Source organism: Roseovarius sp. MBR-79 (assembly GCF_053628555.1).
Genome location: NZ_JBRJGP010000005.1, coordinates 131,202 through 145,909, shown reverse-complemented (window position 1 = coordinate 145,909; position 14,708 = coordinate 131,202). Strand labels below are relative to the sequence as shown.

The window sequence follows — 14,708 nt, the reverse complement described above, 5'->3', positions numbered from 1 at the left end:
CGCTGGAGAGCCGCTATTCTGCTGACGAGAAGGGACAATATCCGTCAGGGTCCGTGAGTGGTGCGAAACGACGCAAGGTCACTGTTCGACATCTGGAACGATCGGTCAAATAACAACACCGTGCGCCCCCCGTGATCGGCGGCTTACCGCTCGGGCAGGTTGGCCGTCGCCACCTGCGCCGCCTTGATCTGGTCCGAGGTGCGGCGGCTGCCGTCATGGCTCCAGCCCGGCGGCTTCAGGCAGTAATTCAGCCGGTCGCGCAGGGTGATCCCCGGCTGCGTCACGTCGCGGAAAATGCCGACCCATTCGTGAAAGGCAACACGCACCGGGTTGAACGTGCCGAGATTGTGCACGAGGCCGTAATCGACGCGCTCAGCCGGGTCTTCGGGGGTGAAGGTGCCGAAAAGCTTGTCCCAGATGATGAAAACGCCCGCATAATTGCAATCGAGATAGCGCGGATTGCGCCCGTGATGGACGCGGTGATGGCTTGGCGTGTTCATGATCCACTCGAACCAGCGGGGCATCCGGCCAATGGCCTCGGTATGGATCCAGAACTGGTAGATGAGGTTGAGCCCGCCGACGAAGAGAACCATGGCCGGATGAAATCCGAGAAGGATCAGCGGCGCGCGCACGATCATCATGAAGGTGAAGGTGCCGGTCCATGTCTGGCGCAGCGCCGTGGTCAGGTTGTAGTGCTGCGAGGAGTGGTGATTGACATGAGACGCCCAGACCCAGCGGATGCGATGGCCGAAGCGGTGCACCCAGTAATAGCGCAGGTCATCGAGCACGAAGCAGAGCGCGATCACCCAAACCGACTGCCCCAGATCGAGCGGCGTGATCTCCCACAGCAGCATGAAGAAGCCGTAGGCGACAAACCCCAGCACGATCCCCTCGGCCACATTGCCCGCGCCCATGATCAGCGAGGTGAGCGCGTCGCGCGTCTCGTAGCGCCCGCCGCGCCCCCGGAGCACGATCCAGAGCAGTTCCGCGAGGATGGCGGCGATGAAGAGCGGCACCGCGAGGGTCACCACGTCGGGAAAGGTCAGGGTGTCGCTCATGGTGCCTCCAGAATCGCTTGCCACTGTGCCGCCTCCTCGGGCGAGAGCCGCAGGCGGATGCGCGGCGCGGTGTAATCGGGCAGGTCGAGCGTGAGGCCGGACCCCGTAGCGGCAAGCCGGGCACCGGCAAGGGGGCGCGCCGTTGTATCGGCCCCCATTGGCCAGACCACGCCGTGCCCGCGCGCCGTCTCGATCAGCGCGGCGCTGCGCGCGCGGCAGAGCCTCACGCGCTGGGGCGGATCGTCTGGATATTCGCGCAGCCAGGCGCGCCGCGCCGCCGTCTCATCGGCGATGACGGCGGGTTTGGACAACCCCAGCAGGTGCAGCAGAAGCGCGATTCCCGCGATTCCCGCAATCACCATCGGCAACAGGATGCTGAGCGGCATGGTTTCCCCTCTCCCGCCCGATTTAGGCAAGGCCGGTGCGGCCTTGTCAAAGGGGGCGTTGCGTCACATGCACCGCGCCGCTCAGGTGCCGCCGCGTGTGGCCAGCAGATCGAACGAGATGACCACCTCGAAGCCGAGCGATCCGGGGTCCTGCGTGCCCATGCCGATGGCGAAGTCGCGCCGGTCCACGGTCAGGCTGCCCTCGGCGCGGGCCGTGCCGTCCTCGATCGTGAGGGTGAAGGGCATCTCGACCGGCACGCTCTTTCCCTTGATGGTCAAGGTGCCGCGCGCCACATGGCCCTCCTCCGCCATCAGATCGGCGGCAAAGGTGGCGGTGGGGTATTCGTCTGCGTTGAAGAATTCCTTGCCCATGGCCTGCAACGTGACCGAACCAAGCGTGAGCGAGGGGATTGCCACCACCACCTCGACCGCGCCGTGACGCCCCTCTGCATCGGGGGTCTCTGCATAGGTGATGGCGGCGGTCCAGTCGGCGAAACCGCCGGTGACCTCAGATCCCATCTGGCGCACACGGATTTGCAGGCTACCCTCCTGCACGGTCCAGTCCGATTGCACGGCGGCCAGCCTCTCGTCGCTTGCGCCCGCGCGCGTCTCGAACCAGCCCAGCCCCGCCGCGCCAGCCAGCACCGCGCCCCAGAGCGCCAGCGCCGTCACCAGGGAGGCGACATGCCCCGGTTGGCGCGTCGTGGGCTGGCCCGGCGTCAGACCGGGCAGCATCCGGCGCAGGGTTGCGTCGCCATCGAGCACATGATGCTTGAGCGCGCCCGCGACATGCGCGGCCAGCGCGCCCGCGAGGGTGATCACGAACACAAGGTGAAGCGTGGCGGCGGTCTCCGACACCATCTCGGATTTCGGAACGAAAGGCAGGTCCTGCCCGAACGGCCACCAGATCGGCGCAAAGCCGGTGGTGGCGGCGTGGTGCACCCAGCCCGAGAGCGGCACCAGCACCAGCGAGCCGTAAAGCAGCCAATGCACCGTCTCCGCCGCCCAGGCCTCGAGCCTCCGGTCACCGTTCAGCAGCCCCGGCTTGGGTTGCATGAGCGCCCAGAGGATCCGCGCCAGCGCCACGAAGAACACCGCGACGCCGGTCGTCTTGTGGATCGAGAAGAGCAGCGCCGCGCGCGCGATGAGCGCATCGCCGCCGCCCGCCTGCGCCGCTTCCGCCGCCTCTGCCGCGACCCAGCCGAGCGGCAGGTTGGCAAGGATCAGAAGCGCGGTGAGCCAGTGAAAGCTCTTGGTAACAGCGCCGTAGGTGGTGGCGGAATTGGTCAGCGGCATCGCGCGCCCTCCTTGGAGATTTGGGGCGCAATGTAACCGGAACGCGTCGCGCGTCCATCGCCAGATCCGCACAAGCGCCGTGCGCGCACGCGTAAAACCGCGTTGCCTTGGGCCGCGCGGCGATGTATCGGAAGGCGCATTTCGCGGGAGGGACCAGATGAGCCGTGCATTCGTTTTTCCGGGACAGGGCGCGCAGGTGATCGGGATGGGCGCGGATCTCGCCGCCGCCTATCCGGCGGCGCGGGCCGTGTTCGACGAGGTGGACGACGCCCTTGGAGAAAAACTGTCGGCGCTGATCTGGGAGGGCGCGCAGGAGGCGCTGACCCTGACCGAGAACGCGCAGCCCGCGCTCATGGCCACCTCGCTTGCCGCGCTGCGCGCGCTGGAGGCCGAGGGCGCAGGCATCGGTGCCGCCCGCTTTGTCGCCGGTCACTCGCTTGGCGAATATTCGGCGCTGGCCGCTGCGGGGGCGCTCAGCGTGGCCGATTGCGCGCGACTGCTGCGCATCCGCGGTCGCGCCATGCAGGCGGCGGTGCCGGTGGGCGTGGGCGCGATGGCCGCCCTTCTGGGCCTCGATTTCGACACCGTCCGCGCGGTGGCCGAAGAGGCAGCACAAGGCGAGGTCTGTCAGGCGGCCAATGACAACGATCCCGCGCAGGTCGTGGTCTCGGGTCACAAGGCCGCCGTCGAGCGCGCGGTCGAGATCGCCAGGGCACGCGGCGCGAAACGCGCGGTGATCCTGCCCGTGAGCGCGCCCTTTCACTGCGCGCTGATGCAGCCCGCCGCAGAGGTCATGGCGCAGGCGCTCGGCGATGTGGCGATCACGGCCCCCGTCGTGCCGCTTGTCGCCAATGTGCGGGCCAGCGCGGTCAGCGATCCGGCGGAAATCCGCGCGCTGCTGATCGAGCAGGTCACCGGCGCTGTGCGCTGGCGCGAGTCGGTGCAATACATGAGCGGTGAGGGCGTCACCGAGATCTGGGAGATCGGCGCGGGCAAGGCGCTGTCGGGCATGGTCCGGCGCATCGACCGCGCCATCGCCTGCCGGGCCATCGGCACGGCGGCAGAGGTTCAGGAGGCCGCGGCAACGCTCGGCTGAGCGGGGCAGGGCAGAAAACGAGGGTAACATGTTCGATCTGACGGGAAAATCCGCGCTTGTCACCGGCGCGTCGGGCGGTATCGGGGCGGCCATCGCGCGCGCGCTGCACGGGGCCGGGGCCACGGTCGGGCTGTCGGGCACGCGGGTCGCCCCGCTCGAGGAACTGGCGGGCGAGTTGGGCGGTCGCGCCCACGTTCTGCCCTGCAATCTGGGCGAGGCGGCGGCGGTCGAGGCCCTGCCCAAGGAGGCCATGGCCGCCATGGGAAGCCTCGATATCCTTGTGAACAATGCAGGGATCACCCGCGATCAGCTCTTCATGCGGATGTCGGACGAGGACTGGAGCGATGTGCTCAACGTCAATCTCACTTCGGCGATGCGGCTCTGCCGAGCCGCCGTGCGCCCGATGATGAAGGCCCGCTGGGGTCGCATCGTCAATATCGGTTCGGTCGTGGGCTCGACCGGCAATCCCGGACAGGTCAACTATGCCGCCGCCAAGGCGGGGCTGGAGGGCATGACCAAATCCATCGCGCACGAGGTCGCGACTCGCGGCATCACCGCCAATGTGGTCGCCCCCGGCTTTATCGCCACGCCCATGACCGACAAGCTCACCGACGATCAGAAGGCCGCGCTCAGCGCGCGGATTCCCGCCGGACGCATGGGCACGCCCGAAGAAGTGGCCGCCGCCGCGCTCTATCTTGCCAGCCCCGAGGCGGGCTATGTCACCGGGGCCGTGCTGCATGTCAACGGCGGTCTGGCGATGCTCTGAAGGGGCGAAAGCGGCCACGATCCGACCGAGTGAAAGCATTTGCCATTGCCTTTCTCTGTGCTATAGGCCACGGCAGCTTTGACCGGAGGGGGCGCGGTTTCCTTCGGTGGCCTGAACGGATCAGGCAGGCGAAAGCCGCCCGCGACGGGCACCATCCATAGCCGCTTCCCGGCGAGGGCGGAGGCAGACCACAGGGCAGATCGCCCGCGACAATATGAGGAACGAGACATGAGCGATATCGCTGACCGCGTGAAGAAGATCGTGGTGGAACATCTGGGCGTCGAGGAAGACAAGGTCGTGGACAAGGCCTCGTTCATCGACGATCTGGGCGCAGACAGCCTTGACACGGTCGAACTGGTGATGGCGTTCGAGGAAGAGTTCGGGATCGAGATCCCCGATGACGCCGCCGACACCATCCAGACGGTCGGCGACGCGGTGAAATTCATCACCGAAGCCTCCTGATCCTCGTCTCCTGACGATGATGAAAAGGCCCCGCCCCGGCGGGGTCTTTTGCGTTTCGGGCGGGTGGGGGCGCTGCCCCCGCCGCGCCTCTGGCGCGACTCCCCCGGAGTATTTTGCGAACGATGAAGCCGCACGCGCATGACGGCGACGGGAATCGCTGCTATCATGCCGATTTGGGACCAGACCGGGCGGGCGCGGGCGGGCAAGCATGGCCCGTCCGGCGGGAAAGCCGGAAATCTCAAGGGAGCGCCCCCATGATCATCTATCCCACAATGGAAATTCTCGGCGGCAAATGCGTGAGCCTCACGCGCGGGCGGCTTGACGCGCCGGTGATCTGGCATGTCGATCCGGTCGAGACCGCGCGCGGCTTTGCCCGCGCCGGGGCCGAATGGATGCACCTGACCGATATGGACGGGCTGACCGGGGTCAATGGCAACAACGCATTGATCGAAGAGATCATCCGTGCCGCGGGCATTCCGGTGCAGCTTGGTGGCGGGTTCCGCTCGCGTGACGCCATCGCCCGCTGGATCGACAAGGGGGCCGGTCGCATCGTGGTGGGCACGCTCGCGGTGCAGGACCCCGAGACGGTGCGCGCACTGGCGAAATACCATCCCGACCAGATCGTGGTCTCGGTCGATATCTGGCGGGGGCAGCTCATGACCCATGGCTGGCAAAGCCCGAGCGCGATTTCCGCCGGGGATTTCATCGCGGCTTTCGACGGTGTGCCGCTTGCGGGCATCATCATCACCGATATCGACGCCGATATCGAGGAGAGCGACGGCAGTCTCGGGCTCATCTCCGGGCTGGCCGCCAAGACGCGCCATCCGGTGATCGCGCGCGGCACGGTGCGCCATGTCGATGACGTGGCACGCCTGCGCTACATCCCCAATATCGCCGGGGCAATGATCGGTCGCGCGCTCATGGCCCGCGATGTCGATCTGGCCGAGGCGCTCGCGGTGGCGCGCCCCGCCGCCGAGCCGACGGCGGCGTTTCTCTGATGGGCGCCGCGTCGCTCTTGCCCCTTTCCATCAAGAAAGGGTAAGAGCGGCGGAAGCGAAGCAGGGAAAGGGCAGCATGATGCGGCGTGTCGTTGTCACGGGGCTGGGTCTTGTGACCCCTCTGGCCGATGGGGTGGAGTTGAGCTGGAGCCGTCTTCTGGCGGGCAAATCCTGCGGGGGGACCATCACCCGTTTCGATCCGGTGAACGTGGTGACGAAATATGCCTGCGAGATCCCGCTTGGCGATGGCACGGGCGGCACCTTTCTGGCGGATCGCTACATGGAGCCGAAAGAGCGCCGCAAGGTCGATGATTTCATCCTCTACGGTGTGGCCGCGGCACAGCAGGCGGTCGAGGATTCGGGCTGGATGCCCGAGGATGACGCGGCGCGCGAGCGCACCGGCGTGTTCATCGGCTCAGGGATCGGCGGGCTGCGTTCCATCGAGGAGACGGCCAATCTGGTGCGCGACAAGGGTGTGCGCCGCGTCTCGCCCTTCTTCATTCCGGGCGCGCTGATCAACCTCATATCGGGGCAGGTCAGCATCCGGCACGGGTTCAAGGGGCCGAACCATTCGGTGGTGACCGCCTGCGCCACCGGCGCGCATGCCATCGGTGACGCGGCGCGGCTGATCATGTTCGGCGATGCCGATGTGATGGTGGCCGGGGGGGCCGAGGCCTCGATCTGCGAACTGGGCATTGCCGGGTTCAACGCCTGCAAGGCGCTCTCGACCAAGCGCGCCGACACGCCCCATGCCGCGAGCCGTCCCTATGACGCGGATCGCGACGGGTTCGTGATGGGCGAGGGGGCGGGCGTCGTGGTGCTCGAGGAATACGAGCACGCCAAGGCGCGGGGCGCGAAGATCTATGCCGAGATCCTGGGCTATGGTCTTTCGGGCGACGCCTTCCACATCACCGCGCCCGCCGAGGACGGCGACGGCGGCTTGCGCGCCATGCGCGCGGCGCTGCGCAACGCGGGGCTGGAGCCGTCGGCGATCGACTATGTCAACGCGCACGGCACCTCGACCATGGCCGATGTGATCGAATTGCGCGCGGTCGAGCGGCTTCTGGGCGACCACGCGGGAGAGGTCACCATGTCCTCGACCAAATCCTCGACCGGGCACCTGCTTGGGGCCGCGGGCGCGGTCGAGGCGATCTTTTCGATCCTCGCGGTCCGCGATCAGGTGGCCCCGCCGACCATCAACCTCGACAACCCGGCGGTGGAGACGGTGATCGACCTTGCCCCCAACGCCAAGCGGGCGCGCAAGATCGACGTGGCGCTCTCCAACAGCTTTGGCTTCGGCGGGACCAACGCGGCGCTTGTGGTGGGCAAGGTGCGCTGATGTGGCGCCACATCGTCTCCAATGTCCTGACGCTGCTGGTGGTGGTGATGTTCCTGCTGGGCGGCGCGATCCTCTGGGGGCAGTCGCAATATACCGCGCAGGGCCCGCATGACGAGGCAATCTGCCTCCGCGTTGCCCCCGGCAGCACCATGCGCCGCGTGTCGCGGCAGTTGGAAGACGAGGGCGCGGTCTCGAGCGGTGCGATCTTTCGCGTCGGAGCCGATTACGGCGAGCGCCATGACGATCTGAAGGCCGGAAGCTGGCTCATCCCCGAGGGGGCGAGCATGGCCGAGATCACCGATATCATCACCCGCGGCGGCGCGAGCACCTGCGGCACCGAGATCGTCTGGCGCATCGGTGTGACTGCCATGGACGTCACCGTGCGCGAGCTTGACCCGGCCACGGGCCGCTTTGTCGAGCGGGCGCGCTTTGATCCCGCCGGGGATGAGGCTGCACCGGAGGTGTATGCGACCATGCGCGCGCGCGCCGATACGCGCTATCGCGTGGGCTTTGCCGAGGGGCTGACAAGCTGGCAGGCCGTCGAGGGATTGAAGGCCGTCGAGGTGCTGAGCGGCGAGGTGGCCGGGATCCCGCCCGAAGGCAGCCTCGCGCCCGACAGCTACGAGGTGCGCGCAGGCGATGAACGCGCGAGCGTGCTGGCGCGGATGGCGGCGGCGCAGGAGGTCATCCTGGCCGCTGCGTGGGAGGGGCGTGTCGAGGGGCTGCCGCTCGACAGTCCCGAGGAGGCGCTGATCCTTGCCTCGATCATCGAAAAGGAAACCGGCGTGCCCGAGGAGCGGCGTCAGGTGGCGAGCGTCTTCGTCAACCGGCTGCGTCAGGGGATGCGGCTTCAGACCGACCCGACGGTGATCTATGGCGTGACCGAGGGGCGTGGCGTGCTGGGGCGCGGGCTGCGGCAGAGCGAATTGCGCGGTGCCACGCCGTGGAACACCTATGTGATCGACGGGCTGCCGCCCACGCCCATTGCCAATCCGGGCCGCGCGAGCATCGAGGCGGCGCTCAACCCCGATGAGACGGATTATATCTTCTTCGTGGCCGATGGCAGCGGCGGACATGCCTTTGCCGAAACGCTCGACGAACACAACCGCAATGTTGCCCGCTGGCGGCAGATCGAGGCGGAGCGCGCCGGGAACTGAGCGGCGCGCGGATGGACGGGCCGAAAAGGTGAGTATTTCTGGAACGATGAAGGAGCAGGCGCGATGAGGCTACCCTGTCCGCTTTGCGGTGCGCGCGATATCCGGGAATTCAGCTATCTGGGCGCGTCGCTGATGCGGCCTGCGGGCGACGACTGGGGCCCCGGTTGGGACGATTACCTGCACAACCGCGACAACCCGGCAGGCGAGACCGACGAGCTTTGGTATCACGGGCAGGGGTGCGGGGCCTGGCTGCGGGTCACGCGCGACACGGTGAGCCATGTTGTTGTTTCGGCGCGGCTTGCGCGCGGGGAGGCGGGGGCATGAGGATCGAGGGCCGGGGGCGCGGGATCGACCGGGGCCGCGCGTTGCGGTTTTCCTTCGACGGGCAGGGATATGAGGGGTTTGCGGGCGACACGCTGGCGTCGGCGCTGCTGGCCAATGGCGTGCGCATGGTGGCGCGGTCCTTCAAGTATCACCGCCCGCGCGGGGTGATGACGGCAGGCAGCGAGGAACCCAATGCGCTGGTGACCGTGGGTCGCGGCGCGGCGCAGGCCCCCAATCAGCGCGCGACGGTGGTGGAGTTGCATGAGGGGCTGGAGGCGCGGAGCCAGAACCGCTGGCCCTCGCTCGGCTTCGATGTGCTGGCGGTCAACGATCTGCTGGCGCCCTTTCTGGGCGCGGGCTTCTATTACAAGACCTTCATGTGGCCCCGCGCCTTCTGGGAACGGCTTTACGAGCCTGCGATCCGGCGCGCGGCGGGTCTGGGGGCCCTGTCGGGCGTGGCGGCCGAGGACGGCTATGAGCGCGCCTATGCCCATTGTGATCTCCTGGTGATCGGGGCGGGACCTGCGGGGCTGATGGCGGCTTGGGCGGCAGCCGAGGCGGGGGCGGATGTGATCCTCGCCGAGGAGGATACGGCCCCCGGCGGGCGGCTTCTGGCCGAGCGCGAGGAGGTGGACGGGCAGGCGGGCGCGGATTGGGCGGCCGGGCTGGCGGCACGGCTGGCGGCCATGCCCAATGTGCGGATCATGACGCGCACCGCTGTCACCGGGGCCTATGACGGTGGCACGTATGGCGCGTTCGAGCGCAGCGGGCCGGATCTCGCGGCACAGCCCGGCGCGCCACGGGGCTGTTTCTGGCGGATCGTCGCGCGGCGCGCGGTGCTGGCGGCGGGGGCGCTGGAGCGGCCCGTGGCCTTCGCCGACAATGATCGGCCCGGTGTGATGATGGCAGGCGCGGTGCGCGCCTATCTCAACCGCTGGGGCGTGGCACCGGGGCAATCGGCCGTGGTCTTCGGCAATAACGACGGCGCGCATCGCACCGTGGCCGATCTTCAGGGCGCGGGCGTGCATGTGGCGGCGCTCGTTGAGGCGCGCACCGGGGTGGCCTGTGCGCTCGATGTGCCGGTCTACGAGGGCGCGCGGGTTTGCGGCACAGCCGGACGGCGCGGGCTCGAGGCGGTGACGCTCGCCACGGCCAAGGGCGAGGTGCGGCTCGCCGCCGATTGTCTGGCGGTGTCGGGCGGCTGGAACCCGACGGTGCATCTGGCCTGTCATATGGGCGCGCGGCCGGTCTGGGACGAGGGGCGTGCCGCGTTCCTTGCCCCCGAGGGGGCAGTGCCGGGGCTGCGCGTCGCGGGGGCGGCGGCGGGGCATTTCAACACCCGTGCCTGTCTTGAGAGCGGGCTTGCCGAGGGGCGGCGCGCGGCCGAGGCGCTGGGCCTCAGCCCGCCGGTTCCCGATCTGCCCGCCGCAGAGGACGGGCGCTATGACATCCTGCCGCTCTGGCATGTGCCGGGGCGGGGTCGGGCCTGGCTCGATTTTCAGAACGATGTGACGGTCAAGGATGTGGAGCAGGCGGCTGCCGAGAATTTCCGCTCGGTCGAGCATATGAAACGCTACACCACGCAAGGAATGGCCCCCGATCAGGGCAAGAATTCCAACGTGGCGGCACTCGCGGTGCTGGCCGATGCCACGGGGCGCACGATCCCCGAGACCGGCACGACCACCTTTCGCCCGCCTTACGTGCCCGTTCCGATTGCCGCCATGGGGGCGGGCGCGACGGGCAAGAGCTTTGCGCCCGAGCGGCTGACCACCTCGCACGACGCCACCGTCGCGCGTGGTGCGCCGATGATCGAGGCGGGGTTGTGGTATCGCCCAAGCTATTTCCCGCGCAAGGGCGAGAGCCATTGGCGCGAAAGCTGCGACCGCGAGGTGGCGATGGTCCGGCAGGCGGTGGGGGTCTGCGATGTCTCGACCCTTGGCAAGATCGATGTGCAAGGCCCTGATGCGGCACGGTTCCTCGATTTCGTCTATACCAACGCCATGTCGAAGCTGGCCGAGGGGCGGGTGCGCTATGGTCTCATGCTGCGCGAGGACGGGCATGTGATGGATGACGGCACCTGCGCGCGACTGGGTGCGGCGCATTACCTTGTGACCACCACCACGGCGGCGGCGGGGCAGGTGATGAAGCACCTTGATTTCGCGGCTCAGGTGCTGCGGCCCGATCTCGATGCGCGGACGATCTCTGTCACGGAAGCGTGGGCGCAATTCGCCGTCGCGGGACCCAAGGCGCGCGAGATGCTGGCGGGTGTTCTGGAGGCGGTGCCCGACCTGCCGTTCATGGGCTATGCGCCGGTGCGGATCGGGGGCATTGCGGCGCGGCTCTTCCGTATCTCGTTCTCCGGCGAGATGGGCTATGAGATCGCCGTGCCCGCGCGCTTTGGCACCGCGCTTTTCGAGCGGCTGGTGGCGGGGGCCGAGGCGCTGGGCGGCGGGGCCTACGGGATGGAGGCGCTCAACGTGCTCAGGATCGAGAAGGGGTTCATCACCCATGCCGAAATCCATGGCCGGGTCACGGCCTTTGACATCGGGATGCAGGGCATGATGAGCAAGGCCAAGGAGTTCATCGGTCGCGCGGCGGCCTCGCGTCCGGGGCTGGTGGACGAGGGGCGCGAGCAACTGGTGGGGCTGAAACCCGTGGGCGAGGTGCGCGAGATCCTCGCCGGGGCGCATCTTTTCGACGAGGGGGCCGAGGCGGTGAGTGCCAACGATCGGGGCTATGTGACCTCGACCTGCTATTCGCCTACGCTGGGGCATGTGATTGCGCTCGGGTTTCTTGCGCGGGGGCGGGCGCGGATCGGCGAACGGGTGCGCGCGGTCGATCATCTGCGCGGCTCTGCCACGGTCTGCGAGGTCTGCGCGCCCGGCTGGGTCGATCCCGAGGGAGGGCGGATGCGTGGCTGATCTGGTGGAGAAAAGCCCTTGCGCGGGGCTGGTGCCGGTCACGGTCGGCGCTCTGCGCCTCTCGGAGGTTGCCTTGGGGCCGATCACATCCGTCGCGCCCTTCAAGGGGCAGGCGGCTGCGGTTGACGGGATGCTGCGCGCGCAGGGGCTGGGCTGGCCCGCGCCGGGGCAGGTGATCGGTCAAGGGGCGTCGCGGGTGCAGTGGTTCGGCCTCGATCTGGCGCTGCTCATCGGTGTTGCGCCGGGGGCGGGGCTGGCGGAGCACGCGGCGCTCGGCGATCAGTCCGACGGCTGGGCGGTGCTGCGGCTGGACGGGGCCGGGGCGGGCGATGTGCTGGCGCGCCTGACCCCGCTCGATCTGCGCGAGAGCGTTTTCGGCGTGGGGCAGACGGCGCGCAGCGATCTGGGTCACATGGCGGCGGCGATCACGCGGGTCGAGCGGCAGGCGTTTGAAATCATGGGTTTCCGATCCATGGCCGGAACGCTGGTGCATGAGATTTCCATCGCCATGGCACGGGTCGCGGCGCGGCGAAATTCCCCTGTCCCTGGGCGCTGACACGGCCGCTGATCTGGCCTAGACTGCGCCCGGATCAATGCCGGAGACCCATCATGCGCGCCCTCTTCGCCTGCCTTTTCATCGCCTTGCCCCTTGCCGCCACGGCGCAAAACCCGATCTGCGCGCCCACGGGCGAGATCGTCGCCGCCGCCGTCGAGGCGCGCAAGGCGGGGCAGGGCGCAGAGGCGGCCAAGGCCGGGATCACAGATGGCCTGGGCGCGGCGCAAGCGGCCTATGCGCCCGCCGTGCCGCCCATCGTGGACTGGGTCTTTGATCTGCCCGAGGCCGATCTGCAAAAGGATGTGGCCGGGTCCTGGGTCACGCAATGCGAGGCGCAGTGACCCACTGGACAGTCGCGCAGCCGGGGCCGATATATAGGGCATGAGCCTGCCACCGGGATTCCTCGACGAATTGCAATCGCGCCTGTCCATCACGCAGGTCGTGGGCCGCAAGGTCCTGTGGGACAACCGCAAATCCAATCCGGCCAAGGGTGACATGTGGGCACCGTGCCCCTTTCACCAGGAAAAAACCGCGTCTTTTCATGTGGATGACCGAAAGGGGTTTTACTATTGCTTTGGCTGCCACGCCAAGGGCGACGCGATCTCCTTTGTCCGTGAGACCGAGAATGTCGATTTCATCGAAGCGGTGCGCATTCTGGCCTCCGAGGCCGGGATGCCGATGCCCGAGCGCGACCCGCAGGCGCAAGCCAAGGCCGACCGGCGCGGGCAGTTGACCGAGGTGATGGAGCAGGCCGTCAAATATTTCGGCCTGCAATTGCGCAGCGGGGCGGGGGCGGCTGCGCGCGACTATCTCAAGGGCCGCGCGCTGGCGCCGCAGGTGCAGGAGCGGTTCGAGCTTGGCTTTGCCCCGGGTGGCTGGCAGGGGCTCTGGGATCACCTGACGGGCAAGGGCGTGCCCCCTGACCTCATCCTCGCCTGCGGGCTGGCGAAGGAAAGCGACAGGGGCAGCAAACCCTATGACGTGTTTCGCAACCGCATCATGTTTCCGATCCGTGACGCGCGCGGGCGCTGCATCGCCTTTGGCGGGCGCGCGATGGACCCCGGTGACACCGCCAAGTATCTGAATTCCCCCGAGACCGAACTTTTCGACAAATCCCGCACGCTTTATAACCACGGCCCTGCGCGCGAGGCGGCGGGCAAGGGGCAGCCGCTGATCGTGGCCGAGGGCTATATGGACGTGATCGCGCTGGTGGCGGACGGGTTCGAGGCGGCGGTGGCCCCTTTGGGCACTGCCGTGACCGAGCATCAGGTGCAGATGCTGTGGCGTATCGCCGATGAACCGCTCATTGCGCTTGATGGCGACAAGGCCGGGCTGCGCGCCGCGCTTCGCGTGGTCGATCTGGCGCTGCCGCTGCTCGAGGCCGGGAAATCGCTGCGCTTCGTGCTCATGCCCGAGGGCAAGGACCCGGACGATCTCTTGCGCGCGGGCGGCGCGCGGGCGATGCAGACGCTGATCGACGGCGCACAGCCCATGGTGCAGCTTTTGTGGCGGCGCGAGACCGAGGGGCGAAATTTCGACAGCCCCGAGCGCAAGGCGGCGCTGGAACGGGTCTGCCTTGAGGCGACCGGACGGATACGCGATCCCTCCGTTCGGGGCTTTTACGAGCGTGAACTCAAGGATCTGCGCTGGCAGCTCTTCAACCCGCGCCGCGCGCCCCGTTCCCCGCAAAGCGGTGCGCGCAAGGGCCGGTGGCAACCGCCCGAAAACGCCCGTGCCAGCACGATATCTTCGGCTCTGGTCTCTGCCGATGCCACCGAGGCGGTGCGGCTGCGCGAGGCGGTGATTCTTGCCGCGCTGATGTCCTGTCCCGAGATGGCCGAGGAGTTCGAGCCGCAGATCGAACGGATGGACTGCCGCGACCCCGAGCACGCCGCTCTTCGGGCGGCGATCCTGCGCCATGCCCATGCCGGGGCCGAGACCTTGCGCGCGCAGATCACGGCGGAAATCGGGGACGGTCCTCTTGAAAAGCTGATGCGCCTGCCCCACGTCGCCATTTCACCGCCGGTGCGCCATCCCAATGATGCCGAGCGCGCCGCGCTGACGCTGCGCGAGGAATTTGCCAAGCTGAGCGCGGTCAAGGGTGCCGAGGCCGAGTTGCGCGAGGCGGTGGAGGATATCGAGGGGCTGGCCGACGAGACGGTGACGTGGCGGCTCCGGCAGGCGGCGGAGGCGCGCAACCGCGCGATTCGCAGCCAGCATGAGGACAGGACTGAATATGACACGGGTGAGAATGGCGCGCGGCTCAAACGAGAGGAACGGGCGGAATTCGCCGCCCTTCTGGACCGGCTGGGCATGGGCAAACCGCCACGCTGAGAAATTTTCGTGAGG

The 14,708-nt window shown here is 68.1% G+C and carries 14 protein-coding genes; 11 read left to right on the top strand and 3 right to left on the bottom strand.

All coding sequences use genetic code 11. The annotated features are described in order from the left end of the window. Nucleotides 1–143: 143 nt before the first annotated feature. From ACSSV8_RS06930 to ACSSV8_RS06920, 3 genes are all read right to left on the bottom strand, one after another. A complete protein-coding gene (locus tag ACSSV8_RS06930) occupies nt 144–1,058 on the bottom strand; it encodes a sterol desaturase family protein (protein ID WP_454281950.1) in 915 nt (304 codons plus the stop codon). Next, complete coding sequence (locus tag ACSSV8_RS06925) at nt 1,055–1,444, bottom strand: hypothetical protein (RefSeq protein WP_454281949.1); 390 nt, start codon at nt 1,442–1,444, stop codon at nt 1,055–1,057. Before ACSSV8_RS06925 ends, ACSSV8_RS06930 begins: the two co-directional genes overlap by 4 nt. An 81-nt stretch (nt 1,445–1,525) precedes the next feature. Continuing rightward, nucleotides 1,526–2,740: a cytochrome b/b6 domain-containing protein gene (locus ACSSV8_RS06920; protein WP_354539589.1), complete on the bottom strand. Its 1,215-nt coding sequence runs from the start codon at nt 2,738–2,740 to the stop codon at nt 1,526–1,528. Between the two features lie 157 nt (nt 2,741–2,897). Between ACSSV8_RS06920 and fabD the strand changes: the two genes are divergently transcribed. The 11 genes from fabD (at nt 2,898) to dnaG (ending at nt 14,693) form a co-directional block, all read left to right on the top strand. Next, nucleotides 2,898–3,836, top strand: coding sequence for an ACP S-malonyltransferase (gene fabD, locus ACSSV8_RS06915; RefSeq protein ID WP_354539588.1), 939 nt, complete (start codon nt 2,898–2,900; stop codon nt 3,834–3,836). Between the two features lie 28 nt (nt 3,837–3,864). Further along, on the top strand, nt 3,865–4,602 hold the full coding sequence (gene fabG, locus ACSSV8_RS06910; protein ID WP_354539587.1) for a 3-oxoacyl-[acyl-carrier-protein] reductase: 738 nt from the start codon (nt 3,865–3,867) through the stop codon (nt 4,600–4,602). A 228-nt stretch (nt 4,603–4,830) separates the two neighbouring features. Next, nucleotides 4,831–5,064, top strand: coding sequence for an acyl carrier protein (locus ACSSV8_RS06905; RefSeq protein ID WP_104017639.1), 234 nt, complete (start codon nt 4,831–4,833; stop codon nt 5,062–5,064). Nucleotides 5,065–5,318: 254 nt separating this feature from the next. Further along, the gene (locus ACSSV8_RS06900) at nt 5,319–6,062 is read left to right on the top strand and encodes a 1-(5-phosphoribosyl)-5-[(5-phosphoribosylamino)methylideneamino]imidazole-4-carboxamide isomerase (RefSeq protein ID WP_354539586.1); all 744 of its coding nucleotides are present in this window, start codon (nt 5,319–5,321) and stop codon (nt 6,060–6,062) included. Nucleotides 6,063–6,141: 79 nt separating this feature from the next. Next, nucleotides 6,142–7,401, top strand: a complete 1,260-nt coding sequence (fabF, locus tag ACSSV8_RS06895; protein WP_354539677.1) for a beta-ketoacyl-ACP synthase II — start codon at nt 6,142–6,144, stop codon at nt 7,399–7,401. Next, nucleotides 7,401–8,558, top strand: coding sequence for an endolytic transglycosylase MltG (mltG, locus tag ACSSV8_RS06890; protein WP_454281948.1), 1,158 nt, complete (start codon nt 7,401–7,403; stop codon nt 8,556–8,558). Before fabF ends, mltG begins: the two co-directional genes overlap by 1 nt. A gap of 63 nt (nt 8,559–8,621) precedes the next feature. Beyond that, nucleotides 8,622–8,882, top strand: coding sequence for a sarcosine oxidase subunit delta (locus ACSSV8_RS06885; protein ID WP_454281947.1), 261 nt, complete (start codon nt 8,622–8,624; stop codon nt 8,880–8,882). Beyond that, complete coding sequence (locus tag ACSSV8_RS06880) at nt 8,879–11,803, top strand: sarcosine oxidase subunit alpha family protein (protein WP_454281946.1); 2,925 nt, start codon at nt 8,879–8,881, stop codon at nt 11,801–11,803. The genes ACSSV8_RS06885 and ACSSV8_RS06880 overlap by 4 nt, the downstream gene beginning before the upstream one ends. Further along, complete coding sequence (locus ACSSV8_RS06875) at nt 11,796–12,359, top strand: sarcosine oxidase subunit gamma (protein WP_454281945.1); 564 nt, start codon at nt 11,796–11,798, stop codon at nt 12,357–12,359. Before ACSSV8_RS06880 ends, ACSSV8_RS06875 begins: the two co-directional genes overlap by 8 nt. A gap of 53 nt (nt 12,360–12,412) precedes the next feature. Continuing rightward, entirely contained in the window at nt 12,413–12,700 is a 288-nt protein-coding gene (locus ACSSV8_RS06870; RefSeq protein ID WP_454281944.1) for a DNA primase, read from the top strand. A 40-nt stretch (nt 12,701–12,740) separates the two neighbouring features. Next, nucleotides 12,741–14,693, top strand: coding sequence for a DNA primase (gene dnaG, locus ACSSV8_RS06865; RefSeq protein WP_454281943.1), 1,953 nt, complete (start codon nt 12,741–12,743; stop codon nt 14,691–14,693). The last annotated feature ends 15 nt before the right edge of the window (nt 14,694–14,708 follow it).

Excerpts from the sequence above, each read along its gene's own strand:
- ACSSV8_RS06880 (WP_454281946.1), top strand. The coding sequence starts at position 8,879 with ATGAGGATCGAGGGCCGGGGGCGCGGGATCGACCGGGGCCGCGCGTTG.
- fabD (WP_354539588.1), top strand. The coding sequence starts at position 2,898 with ATGAGCCGTGCATTCGTTTTTCCGGGACAGGGCGCGCAGGTGATCGGG.
- ACSSV8_RS06920 (WP_354539589.1), bottom strand. The coding sequence starts at position 2,740 with ATGCCGCTGACCAATTCCGCCACCACCTACGGCGCTGTTACCAAGAGC.
- mltG (WP_454281948.1), top strand. The coding sequence starts at position 7,401 with ATGTGGCGCCACATCGTCTCCAATGTCCTGACGCTGCTGGTGGTGGTG.
- fabG (WP_354539587.1), top strand. The coding sequence starts at position 3,865 with ATGTTCGATCTGACGGGAAAATCCGCGCTTGTCACCGGCGCGTCGGGC.
- ACSSV8_RS06905 (WP_104017639.1), top strand. The coding sequence starts at position 4,831 with ATGAGCGATATCGCTGACCGCGTGAAGAAGATCGTGGTGGAACATCTG.
- ACSSV8_RS06870 (WP_454281944.1), top strand. The coding sequence starts at position 12,413 with ATGCGCGCCCTCTTCGCCTGCCTTTTCATCGCCTTGCCCCTTGCCGCC.
- ACSSV8_RS06930 (WP_454281950.1), bottom strand. The coding sequence starts at position 1,058 with ATGAGCGACACCCTGACCTTTCCCGACGTGGTGACCCTCGCGGTGCCG.
- dnaG (WP_454281943.1), top strand. The coding sequence starts at position 12,741 with ATGAGCCTGCCACCGGGATTCCTCGACGAATTGCAATCGCGCCTGTCC.
- ACSSV8_RS06925 (WP_454281949.1), bottom strand. The coding sequence starts at position 1,444 with ATGCCGCTCAGCATCCTGTTGCCGATGGTGATTGCGGGAATCGCGGGA.
- ACSSV8_RS06900 (WP_354539586.1), top strand. The coding sequence starts at position 5,319 with ATGATCATCTATCCCACAATGGAAATTCTCGGCGGCAAATGCGTGAGC.
- ACSSV8_RS06885 (WP_454281947.1), top strand. The coding sequence starts at position 8,622 with ATGAGGCTACCCTGTCCGCTTTGCGGTGCGCGCGATATCCGGGAATTC.
- fabF (WP_354539677.1), top strand. The coding sequence starts at position 6,142 with ATGCGGCGTGTCGTTGTCACGGGGCTGGGTCTTGTGACCCCTCTGGCC.